The organism is Actinomadura darangshiensis, from assembly GCF_004349235.1.
GTDB lineage: Bacteria > Actinomycetota > Actinomycetes > Streptosporangiales > Streptosporangiaceae > Spirillospora > Spirillospora darangshiensis.
Map to the genome: position 1 here is coordinate 45750 of NZ_SMKY01000008.1, position 14703 is coordinate 60452.

15 protein-coding genes are annotated in these 14703 nt (G+C 71.3%); 8 read left to right on the top strand and 7 right to left on the bottom strand.

Annotated features, from left to right (window positions below):
• Positions 1–105: 105 nt before the first annotated feature.
• From E1293_RS03490 to E1293_RS03500, 3 genes are all read left to right on the top strand, one after another.
• Complete coding sequence (locus E1293_RS03490; protein WP_132193708.1) at positions 106–1140, top strand: SUKH-4 family immunity protein; 1035 nt, start codon at positions 106–108, stop codon at positions 1138–1140.
• 93 nt (positions 1141–1233) lie between these two features.
• Positions 1234–2022, top strand: coding sequence for a 3-hydroxybutyrate dehydrogenase (locus tag E1293_RS03495; RefSeq protein WP_132193710.1), 789 nt, complete (start codon positions 1234–1236; stop codon positions 2020–2022).
• A 22-nt stretch (positions 2023–2044) separates the two neighbouring features.
• Complete coding sequence (locus E1293_RS03500) at positions 2045–3928, top strand: helix-turn-helix domain-containing protein (protein WP_243715983.1); 1884 nt, start codon at positions 2045–2047, stop codon at positions 3926–3928.
• A gap of 48 nt (positions 3929–3976) precedes the next feature.
• On the opposite strand, the gene E1293_RS03505 is transcribed toward E1293_RS03500, so the two are convergent.
• The 5 genes from E1293_RS03505 to E1293_RS03525 are packed head-to-tail and all read right to left on the bottom strand — an operon-like array spanning position 3977 to position 8556.
• The gene (locus tag E1293_RS03505) at positions 3977–4966 is read right to left on the bottom strand and encodes a branched-chain amino acid ABC transporter permease (protein WP_207938644.1); all 990 of its coding nucleotides are present in this window, start codon (positions 4964–4966) and stop codon (positions 3977–3979) included.
• A complete protein-coding gene (locus E1293_RS03510; protein WP_132193716.1) occupies positions 4963–5826 on the bottom strand; it encodes a branched-chain amino acid ABC transporter permease in 864 nt (287 codons plus the stop codon). The genes E1293_RS03505 and E1293_RS03510 overlap by 4 nt, the downstream gene beginning before the upstream one ends.
• Before the next feature lie 13 nt (positions 5827–5839).
• A complete protein-coding gene (locus E1293_RS03515) occupies positions 5840–7078 on the bottom strand; it encodes an ABC transporter substrate-binding protein (RefSeq protein ID WP_132193718.1) in 1239 nt (412 codons plus the stop codon).
• A 10-nt stretch (positions 7079–7088) separates the two neighbouring features.
• Positions 7089–7781 carry an ABC transporter ATP-binding protein gene (locus tag E1293_RS03520; RefSeq protein ID WP_132193720.1) on the bottom strand — a complete coding sequence of 231 codons (693 nt, stop codon included), beginning with the start codon at positions 7779–7781 and terminating at the stop codon, positions 7089–7091.
• Complete coding sequence (locus tag E1293_RS03525) at positions 7768–8556, bottom strand: ABC transporter ATP-binding protein (protein WP_132193722.1); 789 nt, start codon at positions 8554–8556, stop codon at positions 7768–7770. Before E1293_RS03525 ends, E1293_RS03520 begins: the two co-directional genes overlap by 14 nt.
• Before the next feature lie 259 nt (positions 8557–8815).
• Here E1293_RS03525 and E1293_RS03530 point away from each other — a divergent pair, with 259 nt between their 5' ends.
• Complete coding sequence (locus E1293_RS03530) at positions 8816–10135, top strand: tannase/feruloyl esterase family alpha/beta hydrolase (RefSeq protein WP_132193724.1); 1320 nt, start codon at positions 8816–8818, stop codon at positions 10133–10135.
• On the opposite strand, the gene E1293_RS03535 is transcribed toward E1293_RS03530, so the two are convergent.
• The gene (locus E1293_RS03535; protein WP_132193726.1) at positions 10125–10379 is read right to left on the bottom strand and encodes a hypothetical protein; all 255 of its coding nucleotides are present in this window, start codon (positions 10377–10379) and stop codon (positions 10125–10127) included. The two genes, E1293_RS03530 and E1293_RS03535, sit on opposite strands and share 11 nt — an antisense overlap.
• Positions 10380–10516: 137 nt before the next feature.
• Between E1293_RS03535 and E1293_RS03540 the strand changes: the two genes are divergently transcribed.
• The gene (locus E1293_RS03540; protein ID WP_132193728.1) at positions 10517–11521 is read left to right on the top strand and encodes an extracellular catalytic domain type 2 short-chain-length polyhydroxyalkanoate depolymerase; all 1005 of its coding nucleotides are present in this window, start codon (positions 10517–10519) and stop codon (positions 11519–11521) included.
• A 28-nt stretch (positions 11522–11549) separates the two neighbouring features.
• Here E1293_RS03540 and E1293_RS03545 read toward each other — a convergent pair whose 3' ends face one another.
• On the bottom strand, positions 11550–12608 hold the full coding sequence (locus E1293_RS03545) for a PHP domain-containing protein (protein ID WP_207938645.1): 1059 nt from the start codon (positions 12606–12608) through the stop codon (positions 11550–11552).
• Between the two features lie 84 nt (positions 12609–12692).
• Here E1293_RS03545 and E1293_RS49240 point away from each other — a divergent pair, with 84 nt between their 5' ends.
• The 3 genes from E1293_RS49240 to E1293_RS03555 are packed head-to-tail and all read left to right on the top strand — an operon-like array spanning position 12693 to position 14635.
• Positions 12693–13031, top strand: coding sequence for a hypothetical protein (locus E1293_RS49240; protein ID WP_243715984.1), 339 nt, complete (start codon positions 12693–12695; stop codon positions 13029–13031).
• 18 nt (positions 13032–13049) lie between these two features.
• The gene (locus E1293_RS03550; RefSeq protein WP_243715985.1) at positions 13050–13973 is read left to right on the top strand and encodes a sensor histidine kinase; all 924 of its coding nucleotides are present in this window, start codon (positions 13050–13052) and stop codon (positions 13971–13973) included.
• Positions 13970–14635, top strand: a complete 666-nt coding sequence (locus E1293_RS03555) for a response regulator (RefSeq protein ID WP_132193732.1) — start codon at positions 13970–13972, stop codon at positions 14633–14635. Before E1293_RS03550 ends, E1293_RS03555 begins: the two co-directional genes overlap by 4 nt.
• Positions 14636–14703: the final 68 nt, after the last annotated feature.

Sequence of the window (14703 nt, forward strand, 5' to 3'; positions counted from 1 at the left end):
GAAATCTGCTGGAACGGTCCCAGCACATGCGCCCGGACCTGCGACACTGCTCAGCCGGATCGAACACGCGGGCGAACCCGCACACCGGCGAGGAGCGGAGCACGGATGTACGACGGCAGCCACGCAGGCGGGCAGGCACAGGCGGGCGCGACGCCCGGGCACCTTCCGGCGGTGGGGGCGGGCAACACCCTCACCCTCAACTATCGGGACGCCCAGGGCGAGGAGGTCTATCTGTCCAAGGTCTCCGGGCCCGGGCTCCCGAGTCCCTTCTGGCAGGCGTGGGAGGAGCTCCAGCGGCTCGGGATCCCCGCGGAGAACGTGACGGCGGCCTTCTCCGAGATCGAGCCGTGCCGTCTTCCCGGGTGCTACTGCGACCCGCTCCTGCGTGACTTCGCCTTCCCCCGCGCCGAGATCTCGTTCGGGCGGCCCTATGGCGCCACCGCGCGGGAGCGGGCCGCCGCGGTAGCGGCCAACTCCGAGCAGGCGGCGGCGCTGGCCCAGATGATGGGCCAGCCGGCGCCGCCCGCGGCGTCGCCCGTCCCGCTGCCCGCCGGCGCGCCGCCGGCGCCGCCGCTGGATCCCGCGCGGCTCGCGCAGGTGCTGGCATCGGCGTTCGGCGCCGCGCAGGTGCGCCGCTACGAGGCGAACGACCTCCAGGCGCTCGGGGTGCCGCCCGCGCAGGCGGCCGTGCTCACGGCGGCCGGGCTCCCCGCGCAGGTCCCGCACATCTTCCACGCCTGGCCGGCCAGGCCCATGCCGGACCAGCTCCGCACCCGCCGCAGCCCGCTCTCCGCCGAGAAGGTGAACGACCTCGCCTCGCTCGTCAGCATCGGCGGGGACGGGCACTGCATGATCGGCCTGCTGGTCTCCGGCCCGCCGCACGTGCTGGGCGGGGTGTGGGCCGTGGACCCCGACCGGGGGACGACCCGGTTCGTCAACAGCGGAGCGGGCGAGTTCGCCCGCTCGCTCACGCTGCTGTCGCACGGGCGGCGGCGGATGCAGGGCAAGGACGCCCACGGCGCCGGAGAGATCGTCGAGCGGATCCAGGCGCAACTCGCCTCCGTCGACCCGGACGCCTTCCACGGCGAGGACCGCTGGTGGCCCCTCGTCGTCGAGCAGATGTGGAACGGGCTGCTGTGACCCGGCCGGCGTAAGGCGATCCATACCGTCCGGCGCCGGATTGTGTGCGCGCGCCACATGGGAGGGCGGGTGCGCGCTTCGTAGGTTCTGCGCATGACGAGCGTGACACCGCGGCCTGCCGCGGGGACTTCGGGGACGCTGGATCTGGCGGGCCGGCGCGCCCTGGTCACCGGCGGCGCGAGCGGCATCGGCCGGGCCTGCGCCCGGCGGCTCGCCGCGGCGGGCGCCGAGGTGGTGGTGGCCGACATAGACGGGGACGCGGCGGAGCGGACGGCGGCCGAGTTCGGCGGCGTCCCCCTGCTCGCCGACCTGGCCGACATGGACGCGCTCGACGGGCTGGCGGCCGGGGCCGACATCCTGGTCAACAACGCGGGCATCCAGCATGTGGCGCCCGTCCACGACTTCCCGCCGGAGACGTTCGCGCGGATCCTGCGGCTGATGGTGGAGGCGCCGTTCCGGCTCGTCCGGGACGCGCTGCCCGGCATGTACGAGCGGGGCTGGGGGCGCATCGTCAACATCTCGTCCGTGCACGGGCTGCGAGCATCACCGTTCAAGTCGGCCTATGTGACGGCGAAACACGGTCTGGAGGGGCTGTCCAAGGTGATCGCACTGGAGGGCGCCGAGCACGGCGTGACGTCCAACTGCGTCAACCCCGCCTATGTCCGCACCCCACTGGTGGAGAGGCAGATAGCCGACCAGGCGCGCGCGCACGGCATGCCCGAGGACGAGGTCGTCGAGCGCGTCATGCTGGACCACGCGGCCGTGAAGCGCCTGATCGAGCCGGACGAAGTGGCGGAACTCGTCGGATATCTGTGCTCGCCGCCCGCGTCGATGGTGACCGGCGCGTCCCTGGCCCTCGACGGCGGCTGGACGGCGCACTGAGATTGGACCTTCAATGGGCCGTATGACCTGCGGCGTCTTCCTCGAACTGCTGGCCCGTGAGGCCTCCCCCGTCGAGTTCGAGGGCCCCCTCGTCCAGGCGCGGGCCGACGGCGCGCCACCGGCCGTCCTGGAGGAACTGGAGGCGGCCAAGCTGGCGGCGCTCCGGGTCCGGATGATCATGCGGCGGCACGCCCGGCGGGAGAACGAGCTGGCGGCGCTGTTCGACACCGCGGGCGACCTCGCCGGGCTCCGCGACCTGGACGCCGTCCTGGAGGCGATCACCCGCCGCGCCCGCCGGCTGCTGAACGCCGACATCGCCTACCTGACGCTGAACGACGACGAGCGCGGCGACACCTACATGCGGGTGACGGACGGGTCGGTGTCGGCGGCGTTCCGGCGGCTGCGGCTGCCGATGGGCACCGGGCTCGTCGGCCTGGTCGCGCAGACCGCGATGCCCTACAACAGCGCCCACTACCTGGGGGACGCGCAGTTCCAGCACCGCGGCTTCATCGACGACGCGGTCGCCGAGGAGGGCCTGGTCGCCATCCTCGGCGTTCCGATGAGGCTGGGCAGCCGGGTCATCGGCGTCCTGACGGCGGCGAACCGGAGCGAGCGCCCGTTCGACCAGGAGGAGGTGGCGCTGCTCGGCTCCCTGGCCGCGCACGCCGCGATCGCCATCGACAACGCCCGCCTCCTGGAAGAGACCCGCACCGCCCTGGACGAGCTCAGCACCGCCAACGAGGAGGTCAAGGCGCGCAGCGCGTCCGTGGAGCGGGCGGCGCGCGCGCACGACCGGATGACCGCCGTGGTGGTCCGGGGCGGCGGCGTGGAGGACGTCGGCGCCGTCGTGACCGAACTGCTGGGCGGCACCCTGCACGTCCTCGACGCGGAGGGCCGCAAGATGGCGACCACCGGAACCGCGTCGGCGCCCCTCAGGGACGACGAACTGGCCGGGATCTCGGCCTCGGCCCACTCTGCGCGCGCCCAAGGCCGGACGGTCAGGCGCGGCGATCTGTGGATCGCGTCCGTGTCCACCGGAGACGAGATGCTCGGCACGCTCGTGCTGCGGACCTCCGACGAGGTGGACGACGCCGACCAGCGGATCCTGGAGCGCGCCGCGCTCGTCACCGCGCTGCTGCTGCTGTTCCAGCGCAGCGTCACCGAGGCGGAGGGCCGCGTGCGCGGCGAGCTGCTGGACGACCTGCTGTCCGGCCGCCCGGCCGGCACCGAGGCGCTGACGGCCCGCGCGCGGCGCGTGAACGTCGACCTGAACGCCCCGCACGTGGTGCTGTGCGCGAAGTACGACACCGGCGAGCACCGGCAGCGGGCCGCGTTCTGGGGGTCGTCGTTCGCGGCCGTGGAGCACGGGCTGGCCGCCGCGCGGGCGGACGAGATCGTCCTGCTGCTGCCGGGCGACCGGCCGGGCGACGCGGCGCGCCGGGTCGCCAAGGAGCTGGGCGCCTCGCTCGGCGGGCCCGCCACGGTCGGCGCGGCCGGTCCCGTCCATGGACCGGCCGAGGTCGCGGCCACGCACCGGGAGGCGCAGCGCTGCGCCGACGCCCTGCTGGCCCTCGGACGCCGCGGCGACGGGGCCGGCGCGTCCGAGCTCGGCTTCGTCGGCCTGCTGATCGGCGACGACCGGGACGTGTCGGGCTTCCTCGGGAGCGCGCTCGGGCCCGTCCTGGACTACGACGACCGGCGCGGCACGGCCCTCGTCCAGACCCTTGAGGCGTACTTCGGGACCGGCGGCAGCCTGTCGCGGACGGCCGACCGCCTGCACATCCACGTCAACACCGTCAGCCAGCGCCTGGACCGCATAGCCCGCCTCCTGGACGACGACTGGCAGACCCCGGAACGCGCGCTGGAACTCCAACTGGCCCTACGCCTGCACCGCCTCTCACGCTGAACGCGGCGCGCCGCCTGTGGACGGCACGCCGCGTTCCCGCGCCCAAGGTCAGACGGGGGCCCCGACCTTGGCGTCGTTGGTCTCGGGGGCGGGACGCCCACGAGAGGTGCGGGCGGAGATCAGGTCGCGGGCCGTGCCCCAGACGCCGCGGCGGAACAGCAGCACGACCAGGATGAAGATCGCGCCCGTGATGATCCCGGTCTCCTCGAACCCGGCCGTGGCCAGGTAGTCGTTCAGCTCCACGACCAGCGCGGCGCCGATGGCCCCGCCCCACAGCGTGCCGATGCCGCCGAGGACGACCATCATCACGGCCTGGCCCGAGGTCGTCCAGTACACGCCCTGCAAGGACGCGAAGCCGTGCCCGACGGTGAACAGGCCCCCGGCCAGCCCCGACAGGACGGCCGACAGGACGAAAGCGAGCAGCTTGTAGCGGTCGATGCTGTAGCCGAGTGCCCGCGCCCTGTTCGGGTTGTCGCGGATGGACATCAGCACCCGTCCGAACGGGGAGCGGACGATGCGCCACGCGATGAAGAGCCCGACCAGCACGAAAGGCAGCGCCGCGTAGTAGAAGAAGAACGGGTCGGACAGGTCGACCCCGAAGAACTCCCTGGGGATGCCTTGCAGGCCGTTCTCTCCCCCGGTCGCGTCCCTCCACTGATTGGCGACGAAGTACACCATCTGCGCGAAGGCCAGGGTCACCATGGCGAAGTAGATGCCGCGCAACCGGACCGACAGGAAACCGATCGGAACGGCGAGAACCCCCGCGAATATGGCACCGCCCAGAACTGCCACGGGGAAAGGCAGCCCGGAGTGCAGCGCGATCAGCCCGGTGCAGTAGGCCGACCCGCCCCAGAAGGCGGCGTGCCCGAACGACAGGAGCCCGGTGAAGCCGAGCAGCAGGTCGACGGCGGCGGCGAACAGCGCCCAGCAGGCGATGTCCAGCGCGACCGGCGGGTAGATGAACCACGGCAGGACGAGCGCCACCACGAGCCCGATGGCCAGCAGGAACGGCCGTCCGGCCAGCTTGGACAGGATCACAGTGCGGCCTCCTCGCGTCCGAACAGGCCGGCCGGGCGCCACAGCAGCACGGCGGCCATCAGGATGAACACCAGCGTCTGCGAGAGCGACGGGACGTAGTAGTTGCCGAGCGCGGAGACGAGCCCGACCGCGAATCCGGCGGCGACCGAGCCGAACACCGACCCCAGGCCGCCGATCACCACCACGGCGAACACCGTGATGATCAGGTCGGAGCCCATCAGCGGGTTGACGGCCCGCATCGGCGCGGCCAGCACACCGGCGAAGGCCGCGAGCGCGATGCCGAACCCGAACACGGGCGTCACCCAGCGGGCGACGTCGATGCCGAGGGCGCGCGACAGCTCCGGCCGCTCCGTCGCCGCCCGGACGATCATGCCGACGCGCGTCCGGGTGAGGATCACCCACACGGCCCCGCACAGCACCACCGACACGCCCAGCACGAACACCTGGTAGGCCGGGTAGGTGAACAGGCCCAGGTCGATCGACCCGCCCAGCGCGGACGGACGCGGATACGGCTGCGACTGCACGCCGTACTGCCGCTTGACCAGGTCTTGCAGGATGAGCGCCAGCCCGAAGGTGAACAGGAAGTTGTAGAGCGGGTCCAGGGGCGCCAGGCGGTGGATGAACAGCCGCTCCAGCACCACCCCCACGACGCCCAGCACGACGGGGACGATCGGCAGCGCCAGCCAAAAGCTGACGCCGAACGAGTCGAGCAGGACGTAGGAGCCGAACGCGCCGAGCATGTAGAACGCGCCGTGCGCGAAGTTGACCACGCCCAGCATCCCGAAGATGACGGCCAGGCCGAGGGCGAGCAGGGCGTAGAACGCCCCGCCCACCAGCCCGTTGAAAGCCTGTTGCAGCACGTGGACGGCCCGCCTAGAGGTTGCAGGCCGCGTCGGGCTGCTGGAACGCCTCCGCCGCCGGGATCGTCTTGACGATCTTCTCGTAGTCCCACGGCTCCTTGACCTCGTTCGCCTTCTTCACCTCGGCGACGTAGGCGTCGTGGACGAGAAGGTGGTCCTCGGCCCGGATCGTCCCGGTGGAGGTGAACATGTCGTTGACCTTGTGGCCTTCGAGCTGCTTCACCACGTCGTCGGACTTGTCGGTGCCGCCGCGCTGCACGGCCTCCAGGTACTGCAGGGCGGCCGAGTAGTCGCCCGCGTGCACGGCCGTGGGGCGGGCGCCCGTCTTGGCCTTGAACTTGTCCGCCCAGGCGCGGTTGCCCTGGTTGGCGTTCCAGTACCAGAAGTCGGTGAAGCGCGTCCCGGCGAGGGCCTCCGCGCCGAGCGAGTGGATGTCGGTCAGGAACATCAGCCCCACCGCGAGGCCCACGCCCTTGTCGCGCAGCTTGTACTCGTTGTACTGCTTCACCAGGTTGACCAGGTCACCGCCCGCCTGCATGGCGCCGATCACCTGCGGCTTGGGGTCGAGGCCCGGCGCCTTCAGCAGGAACGTGGAGAAGTTGTCGTTCGGGAACGGCGTCGGGTCGCTCTTCACGACGTTGCCGCCGGCGCCCTTCACGGCCGCCGTGAACGTCTTCTGCATGTCCTGCCCGAACGCGTAGTCCGGGTAGACGATGTACCAGTTCTTGGCGCCGTCCTTCGTCACCCCGGTGCCGGTGCCGTGCGCCAGCATGTAGCTGTTGTAGCCGTAGTGGAAGGTGTACTTGTTGCACTGCTTGCCTTCCAGCTCCGTCGTCGCGCCGCCGACGTCGATGAACACCTTCTTCTTGTTCTTGGCGACGGTGGCGACGGCGAGCGCGGCCGACGACGTGGGCACGTCCACGATCATGTCGGCCTTCTTACGGTCGTAGAGCTCCTGCGCCTTGGAGTTGGCGACCTCGGGCTTGTTCTGGTGGTCGGCCGAGATGACCTCGATCTCGTCGGTCACCGCCTTGTCGCCGTACTTGGCCTTGAAGTCGGCGACGGCCATCTTCACCGCCTCGACGGCGTTCTTGCCCGACAGGTCCGCGTACACGCCGGACTGGTCGGTCAGCACCGCCAGCACGAGCTTGTCGTCGCTGATCTTGCCTCCGCCCCCGCCGGGTCCGCCCGCGCAGCCGGCCAGCAGCGCTCCGGCGGTCGCGAGCGCGGCCGAGCGTCCCAAAACTCTCATGGGGGTCTCCCTAGATTCCGAGGTACTGGAGGAGTTCGTCTTCGCGGGCGCGGACCTCGTCGTTGTCCATGGACTCGACGATCCGGCCCTCGGCGAGCAGGTGGTGGCGGTCGGCGACGGTCGCGGCGAAGTGCACGTTCTGCTCGATGAGCAGGACGGTGACCCCGGCCGCCTTGACCTCGCGCAGGATCTCCCCGATCTGCTGAACGATCAGCGGCGACAGCCCTTCGGTGGGCTCGTCGCACAGCAGCAGGCGGGCGCCGGTCCGCAGCACGCGTGCCAGGGCGAGCATCTGCTGCTCACCGCCCGACAGCTTCGTCCCGGGGAAGCGGCGCCGCTCCTTGAGGCGCGGGAACGTCTCGTAGACCCGCTCCAGGGACCAAGGGTCAGGGCCCATGCCAGGCGGCAGGGTCAGGTTCTCTTCCACGGAGAGCGTGGCGAAGATGCCGCGGTCGTCCGGGACGTAACCCAGGCCGCGGCGGGCCCGCTTGTGGGGGTTCAGGGCGGAGATGTCCTCGTCCATGAAGCGGACCGTTCCGGACGTCCCGTGGTGGAGGCCCATGAGGCTGCGCAAGAGCGTGGTCTTGCCCGCGCCATTGCGCCCGACGAGAGTGACGATCTCGCCCTTGTCCACGTGCAGCGACACATCGCGCAGGGCTTGCGCCTCGCCGTACCAGGCGGACAGTCCGTCAATGCGCAGCATTGGAGTCTCCGAGGTAGGCGGTGACGACGCGGGGGTCGTGGCGGATCTCCGCGTACGGGCCCTCGACGAGGACCTGGCCGTGCTGCAGGACGGTCACCCGGTCGGCGAGGCTGGAGACGACGCTCATGTTGTGCTCGACCAGCACGACCGTCCGCCCTGCCCGGACCTTCTTGATGAGGTCGACGGTGCGGCCGACGTCCTCGACGCCCATGCCGGCGGTCGGCTCGTCCAGCAGCAGGACCTTCGGGTCGAGCGCCAGCGCCAGCGCCAGTTCGAGCGCGCGTTTGCGGCCGTAGGCCAGGGCGCCCGCCGGGACGTCGGCGTGCTCGCCGAGCCCGACCTGCCCGAGCAGCTCCGCGGCCCGTCCGGAATAGCGCCCGAGCGCCTTGTCGGACCGCCAGAACCGCCAGCCCAGCCCGGTGCGCCCGGCCAGCGCCAGCTCCACGTGCTGCCGCGGCGTCAGCTCCGCGAACAGGCTCGTGATCTGGAACGACCGTGCGAGCCCGAGCTTCGCGATGCGCTCGGGCCGGCGCCCCGCCAGCTCGTGCTCGCCCAGCCGGACGCTGCCCGCCGTCGGCTTCAGGAACCCGGTGAGCAGGTTGAACAGCGTCGTCTTGCCCGCGCCGTTCGGGCCCACCAGCGCGTGGACGGAGCCCTCCGCGATGTCGAGGTCCACGCCGTCCACGGCCCGGAACCCGCGGAACTCCCGCACCAGGCCCCGTGCCTTCAGGACGGGCGCGTCGAGAACCGGGGCCTCCCGGACGGGGTCGCCCATGCGCCCTCCTCCCTCGTCATCGGCCGCCCGGACCGCACCGGGCCGCCGTGACCGGGAACGCTAGGTCGCACCCGCTGACCGGACCATGTGAGCGACCTCCACATTCGGATGTCCGGATACGGGTGTGAGCCACATCACGCGCAGGTCACGACCACGGGCACATGACGTGCTTCGCCGATATGTGGACGCGCCACGTGGTCGCGGTCACAAGGCGGGCTCACGATGGCGGGCACCTGACGTCCGTCCCCGAGGAGCCGGAATGCCGATCGTCCGCACCGCCTTCACCGCCGGCGCGCTCACCGCCGCCCTCGCCGCCGCCCTCGCCGCGCCGGCGCACGCGCAGGGCAGCCCCGGTTGCGCGCCCCGGCCGGCCGTCCCGGGGGCGGAGAAGCAGGTGGCCGCCTGCCTGGACGATCTCACCACCGCGGGCACGGTCGGCTCGGGCCACACCGTCCCCGCCGACTTCGCCGGACTGCACGCCGCCGGAACGCGGAACCCGTCCGGGGTCCCGGGCATCCAGCTGGACGGCTACTTCCCGGACACCTCCACGACCAACACCAACAACGGCTGGAACCACGACGCACAGTTCGTCATTCGCCTGCCCGAGCACTGGAACGGCGGCCTCGTCGTCGCCGGCTCACCCGGCAACCGGCGCCAGTACGCCAACGACTTCACCATCTCCGACTGGGCGCTCGCCAAGGGCTACGCCTACGCCGCGACGGACAAAGGCAACACCGGCACCGAGTTCTACAAGGACGGCCGCCGTCCGGGCGACGCCATCGTCGAATGGAACAACCGCCTCACCCAGCTCACCCGCGCAGCCAAGAAGGTCGTCCGGAAACGGTACGGCCGCTCCCCCCGCCGCACCTACACCGCGGGCATCTCCAACGGCGGCTACCTCGTCCGCTGGCAACTGGAGAACCACCCGGAACTGTACGACGGAGGCATCGACGCGGAAGGCACCCTCTGGCGCGCCGACGGCCCCAACCTCTTCACCTACCTGCCGCAGATCCTGCGCGCCTACCCGTCGTATGCCGCCACCGGCGACCCGTCCGCGCACAAGGCTCTCCTGAAAGCGGGACTGGCCCCCGGCTCGGAATTCCTCTGGCCATTCCACGACCAGGTCTACTGGGAACTCACCCAGCGCATCTACCGCGAAGAATTCGACCCCGCCTACACGGGAGAGGAGGCCGCCTACAACTACGCCGCCCGTCCGAGGAAGGTCCACCGCGCCGTAGCCCGCGTCGCCCTCACCGGCCGGATCCGCAAACCCCTGATCACCCTTCAGGGCACCTACGACACGCTCCTGCCGATCAGCACCGACTCCGACGTCTACGCGAAACTCGTCCGCGCCAAGGGAAAGGCGCCGTACCGCTACTACCGCCTGGAAGCCGCCAACCATGTGGACGGCCTCTACGACACCTACCCCGACCGCCTGCGCCCGCTGCTCCCCTGCATGCGCACGGCCTTCTCCGCCCTGGAGTCCTGGACGCAGGACGGCACACCCCCACCAGAGAGCACCACACTCCCCCGCCCCGCATCCGGCGACACCGTGAACACCTGCTCCCTCACCTCTTGAACAGCCTGAAGACCAGGTAGGTGAAACCGAGGATGATGTCGACGGCCACCCACAGCGCGATGATCAGGCCGACTCCGATGGTGGAGCCGACCTGGCAGGCAGAGTCCCCGTTGCAATCGTTCACACCGGCGATGATCCAGATCAGGAACCCGATCTGGACGGCCAGGAAGACCCACGGGAAGACGCGGTGCCTGTGTTTCGCCGGCGGCGCCCCTGCCTCCGGCATTGCCTTGGCCTTGCTCATTGCTCCTCTCCTTCCACTGGAACCGCCGGTTTCCCAGAAAGACGCAGAAAACCGGCAAAAGGGCAGCTAGGCACGGGCAACAGGACGACAAAACTCCATGATCGTTTGGTCGAATCGACCGAGGAGGTCCCCCCGTCATGAAAGCCACCCCGCTTCTTGCGGCCGCCGCACTCGCCCTTGCGGCGGTCGCCGCCTCCCCAGCGTCCGCGGCAGCCGCCGGGACGCTTCCCAGCCACACGATCAGCGCCTCGTTCGTCAGCGGAGTCTCGTCCGGCGGATACATGGCCGACCAGCTCCACATCGCCTACTCCGGGACGTTCAAAGGCGCCGGAATCTTCAGCGCCGGGCCGTACCACTGCGCGCGGGGCAACGTGACGACCGCGCAACTCGCGTGCATGAACGACCTCTACGACGACAATCCCGCCGAGCTGGAGCAGACGGCGCGCGACCGGGCATCGCAGGGGCAGGTCGATCCCGTGAGCGATCTTTCCGGCCATCCGGTGTGGATCTACCACGGGACGAACGACTCCACGGTGAAGCAGTCGGTGAACGACGATCTCGCCGGGTTCTACCGGGATTTCGGCGCCAACGTCTCCTACAACAAGACCTCGCCTGCCGGGCACGCGTGGGTGAGCCCCATCGGCCCCAATCCGTGCTCGGCCACGTACACGCCTTACATCAACAACTGCGATGACGATCCGGAGCGCGCGATGCTCGGGCATCTGCTCGGCTCGGTGGCGTCGCCTGCATCCTCCCCCGGCGGGACGGTCACGGAGTTCGACCAGAACGCCTATGCGCCGGGCGGGAGCGCGTCGTCCATCAGCATGGACGCGACCGGCTTCTACTACGTCCCGGCGGGCTGCGCAGCGGCGTCATGCCGGCTGATGGTCGCGCTCCACGGCTGCCAGCAGGGCCGCAGCGTCGTCGGGACGGCGTTCGCGACGAAGACGTACCTCAACGAGTACGCCGACACCAACAACATGATCGTCCTGTACCCGCAGGCGACCGCGTCCAGCTGGACGGGCGGCAACCCGCAGGGCTGCTGGAACTGGTGGGGGTACGGCGGCGACACCGCCTACGACATGAAGGGCGGCAAGCAGATCGAGACCATCATGCGCATGGTGCACGCCCTCGGCGGCTAGCCGCCCCACACGTCGAGTTCGCCGCGTTTCACCCGGGCCAGGAACGCGGCGAACTCGGCGGCGGTTTTGCGCGGGTCCAGGTTAGGAGGGCGTCGGGTGGGAGGGTGTTGACGATCTGGGACGCGGGGACGGCGCAGCGGGCGGCGCGCTCGCAGCCGAAGGGCTGCCAGTCGAGCTGACCGGGCGCGTGCGCGTCGGAGTCGATGGCGAAGCGGCAGCCCGCCTCGACCGCGAGCCGCAGCAGGCGTTTCGGCGGGTCGAGGCGCTCCGGGCGCGAGTTGATCTCGACCGCGACGTCGTAGGCGGCGCAGGCGTCGAAGACGAGGGCGGCGTCGAACTCCGACTCGGGGCGCAGGCCGCCGCGTTTCCCGCCCGCTTTGACGATCCGCCCGGTGCAGTGCCCGAGGATGTTCACCCGGGGGTTCGCGATCGCGGCGACCATGCGCTTCGTCATGGCGACGCGGTCCATGCGGAGCTTGGAGTGGACGCTGGCGACGACGACGTCGAGGCGTTCGAGCAGGTCGGGGTCCTGGTCGAGGGCACCGTCCTCCAGGATGTCGACCTCGATGCCGGTGAGGATGCGGAAGGGCGCGAGGCCGGCGTTCAATTCGGCGACGACGTCGAGCTGGCGGCGCAGCCGGTCGGCCGACAGGCCGTTGGCGACCTTCAGGCGCGGCGAATGGTCGGTCAGCGCCAGGTACTCGTGGCCGAGCGAGCGGGCGGTCTCGGCCATCTCCAGGATCGGGGAGCCGCCGTCCGACCAGTCGCTGTGGGTGTGCAGGTCGCCCTTCAGGGCGGAGCGGAGCGCGGCCGTCGTCTCGTCCAGCGGCTCACCCTCGGTGGCCTCCAGCCGCCGCAGGTAGACGGGCGTCTCGCCGCGCAGCGCCTCCTCGATCACCAGGGCGGTGACCTTGCCGATGCCGGGCAGCGCGGTCAGCGTCCCGTCGCGGGCGCGACCGGCCAGCTCGCCCGGGGACGTCTTCTCGGCGAGGTCGGCGGCGGTGCGGAACGCCCGCACGCGGTAGGTCGGCTCGCGGGCGCGCTCCAGCAGGAACGCGATGCGGCGCAGGGCTTCGACGGGCTCCACGCCTCGCACCGTACCCAGGTATGACCCGATGCGTCCCACCATGGTGGCATCCGGGGTGGGCCGCGCTTCTCTAGGCTGGAGCCCATGGCCGGGGAGAACCTCACGTTGCGGCGGGTCCTGTGGGACGTGCTGGTGGCCACCGCCGTGACCGGCAAGGCGGACCCGGCCCCGCTGAACCGGCCCTGGCCGCTGCTGCTCCGCTGGACGCGGTACATCGGCGTCGGGCGGATCCCCTACGGCATCGTGACGAACCTGTTCGGGCTGGCCGTCACCGTCGGGCTCATCGCCGGGTCGTACTCGCTGCTCATGACGGAGGCCGCCAAGCGCCCGCAGCACATCGAAGGGTCCACCCCCGCGCTGCTCATCGCGATCGCGGTGACCGCGCCGCTGGCGCTGCGGGACCGGCATCCGCTCGGCGCGTGACGGCTGAGCTTCGTCGCGATGGCGCTGGTCAACGTCGACGGCTGGCTGACCGTCCCGTACGTCCCGGCGGGCTCGGTCACGGCGATCGTGTGCGTGTTCACGGTCGCGGTGCGCTGCTCCCGCGACATCACGCTCGGCGTCGGGATCATCTCGATCGCCGGGGTGTGGATCAAGGACCCGGAGACGGGGGCCGGCGCGTCGGTGCTGCTCCTGCTGCCACTGACCGTCGGCTACGCGATCCGCGTCCGGCAGACGTCGCGGCGCGAGCTGGCCGAGCAGGAGAGGCGGCACCTGGACGCCGAGGCCGTGCTGACCGAGCGGCAGCGGATCGCGCGGGAGCTGCACGACGTCGTCGCGCACCACATGTCGATGATCGCGATCCAGTCGGAGGCGGCGCCGTACAAGGCCGAGGGCGTCCCGGACGAGACGCGGCAGGACCTCGCCGAGATCCGCTCGACCGCACTGGACGCGCTGACCGAGATGCGCCGCATCCTCGGCGTCCTGCGCGCGGAGGACGGGGCCGAGATCGCCCCGCAGCCCAGCCTGGAGCGCCTGGACGAGCTGATCGGCAACGCCCGCGCCGCGGGCCTGGACGTCGATGCGCGGACGAGCGGCGACCTCGCCGGCCTTCCGCCGGGTGTGGGCCTCACCGCGTATCGGATCCTGCAGGAGGCGCTGAGCAACGCCATGCGGCACGCGCCCGGGTCGCGCGTCGGGGTCGAAGTGTCCCTCGATGACGGCATAGTGTGGCTCGGCGTCGTCAACGGCCCGCCCCGCGACGGCCGGGCCGCCGACGCGCCGCTTCCCAGCGGCGGCCACGGGCTGCTCGGGATGCGCGAGCGGGCCGCCGCGCTGGACGGCGAGCTGACCGCCCGCCCCACCCCCGAGGGAGGATTCGCCGTGACCGCCACGCTGCCGGTGAAGGCGCGGGACGTGACGTGACCATCCGGGTCGTGATCGTCGACGACCAGGGCATGGTGCGCACGGGGTTCGGTGTGCTGCTGAACGCCCAGCCCGACATCGAGGTCACCGGCGAGGCCGTGAACGGCGAGGAGGGCCTGCGGCGCATCGCGGAGCTGCAGCCGGACGTGGTGCTGATGGACGTCCGGATGCCGGTCATGGACGGTCTGGAGGCGACCCGCCGGCTCCTCGCCGACCCCGTGGACGGCGCCCCGAAGATCCTCATGCTGACGACGTTCGACCTGGACGACTACGTCTACGAGGCGCTGCGGGCCGGGGCCAGCGGGTTCCTGCTGAAGGACGCCTCGGCGACGGAGCTGGCGGACGCGGTGCGGGTCGTGGCGGCGGGCGACGCGCTGCTGTCCCCGTCGATCACCCGGCGGCTCATCTCCGAGTTCTCCCGGCTGGGCGGGCCGCGGGCACCGTCCCGCAAGCGGCTCGAGGAGCTGACGGAGCGCGAGACGGAGGTCTTGACGCTGGTGGCGCGGGGCCTGTCCAACGGCGAGATCGCCGGGCGGCTCGTCGTCGCGGAGCAGACCGTCAAGACGCACTTCGGGCGGATCCTGATGAAGCTCGGGCTCCGCGACCGCCCGCAGGCGATCGTCTACGCCTACGAGGTCGGGCTGGTCCGCCCCGGCGACTGATACCGGGGTCGCATCCGTCCCACCCCGGTCGCACGCCGCAAGACCACACCGCCGGTTGATCTCCGCTA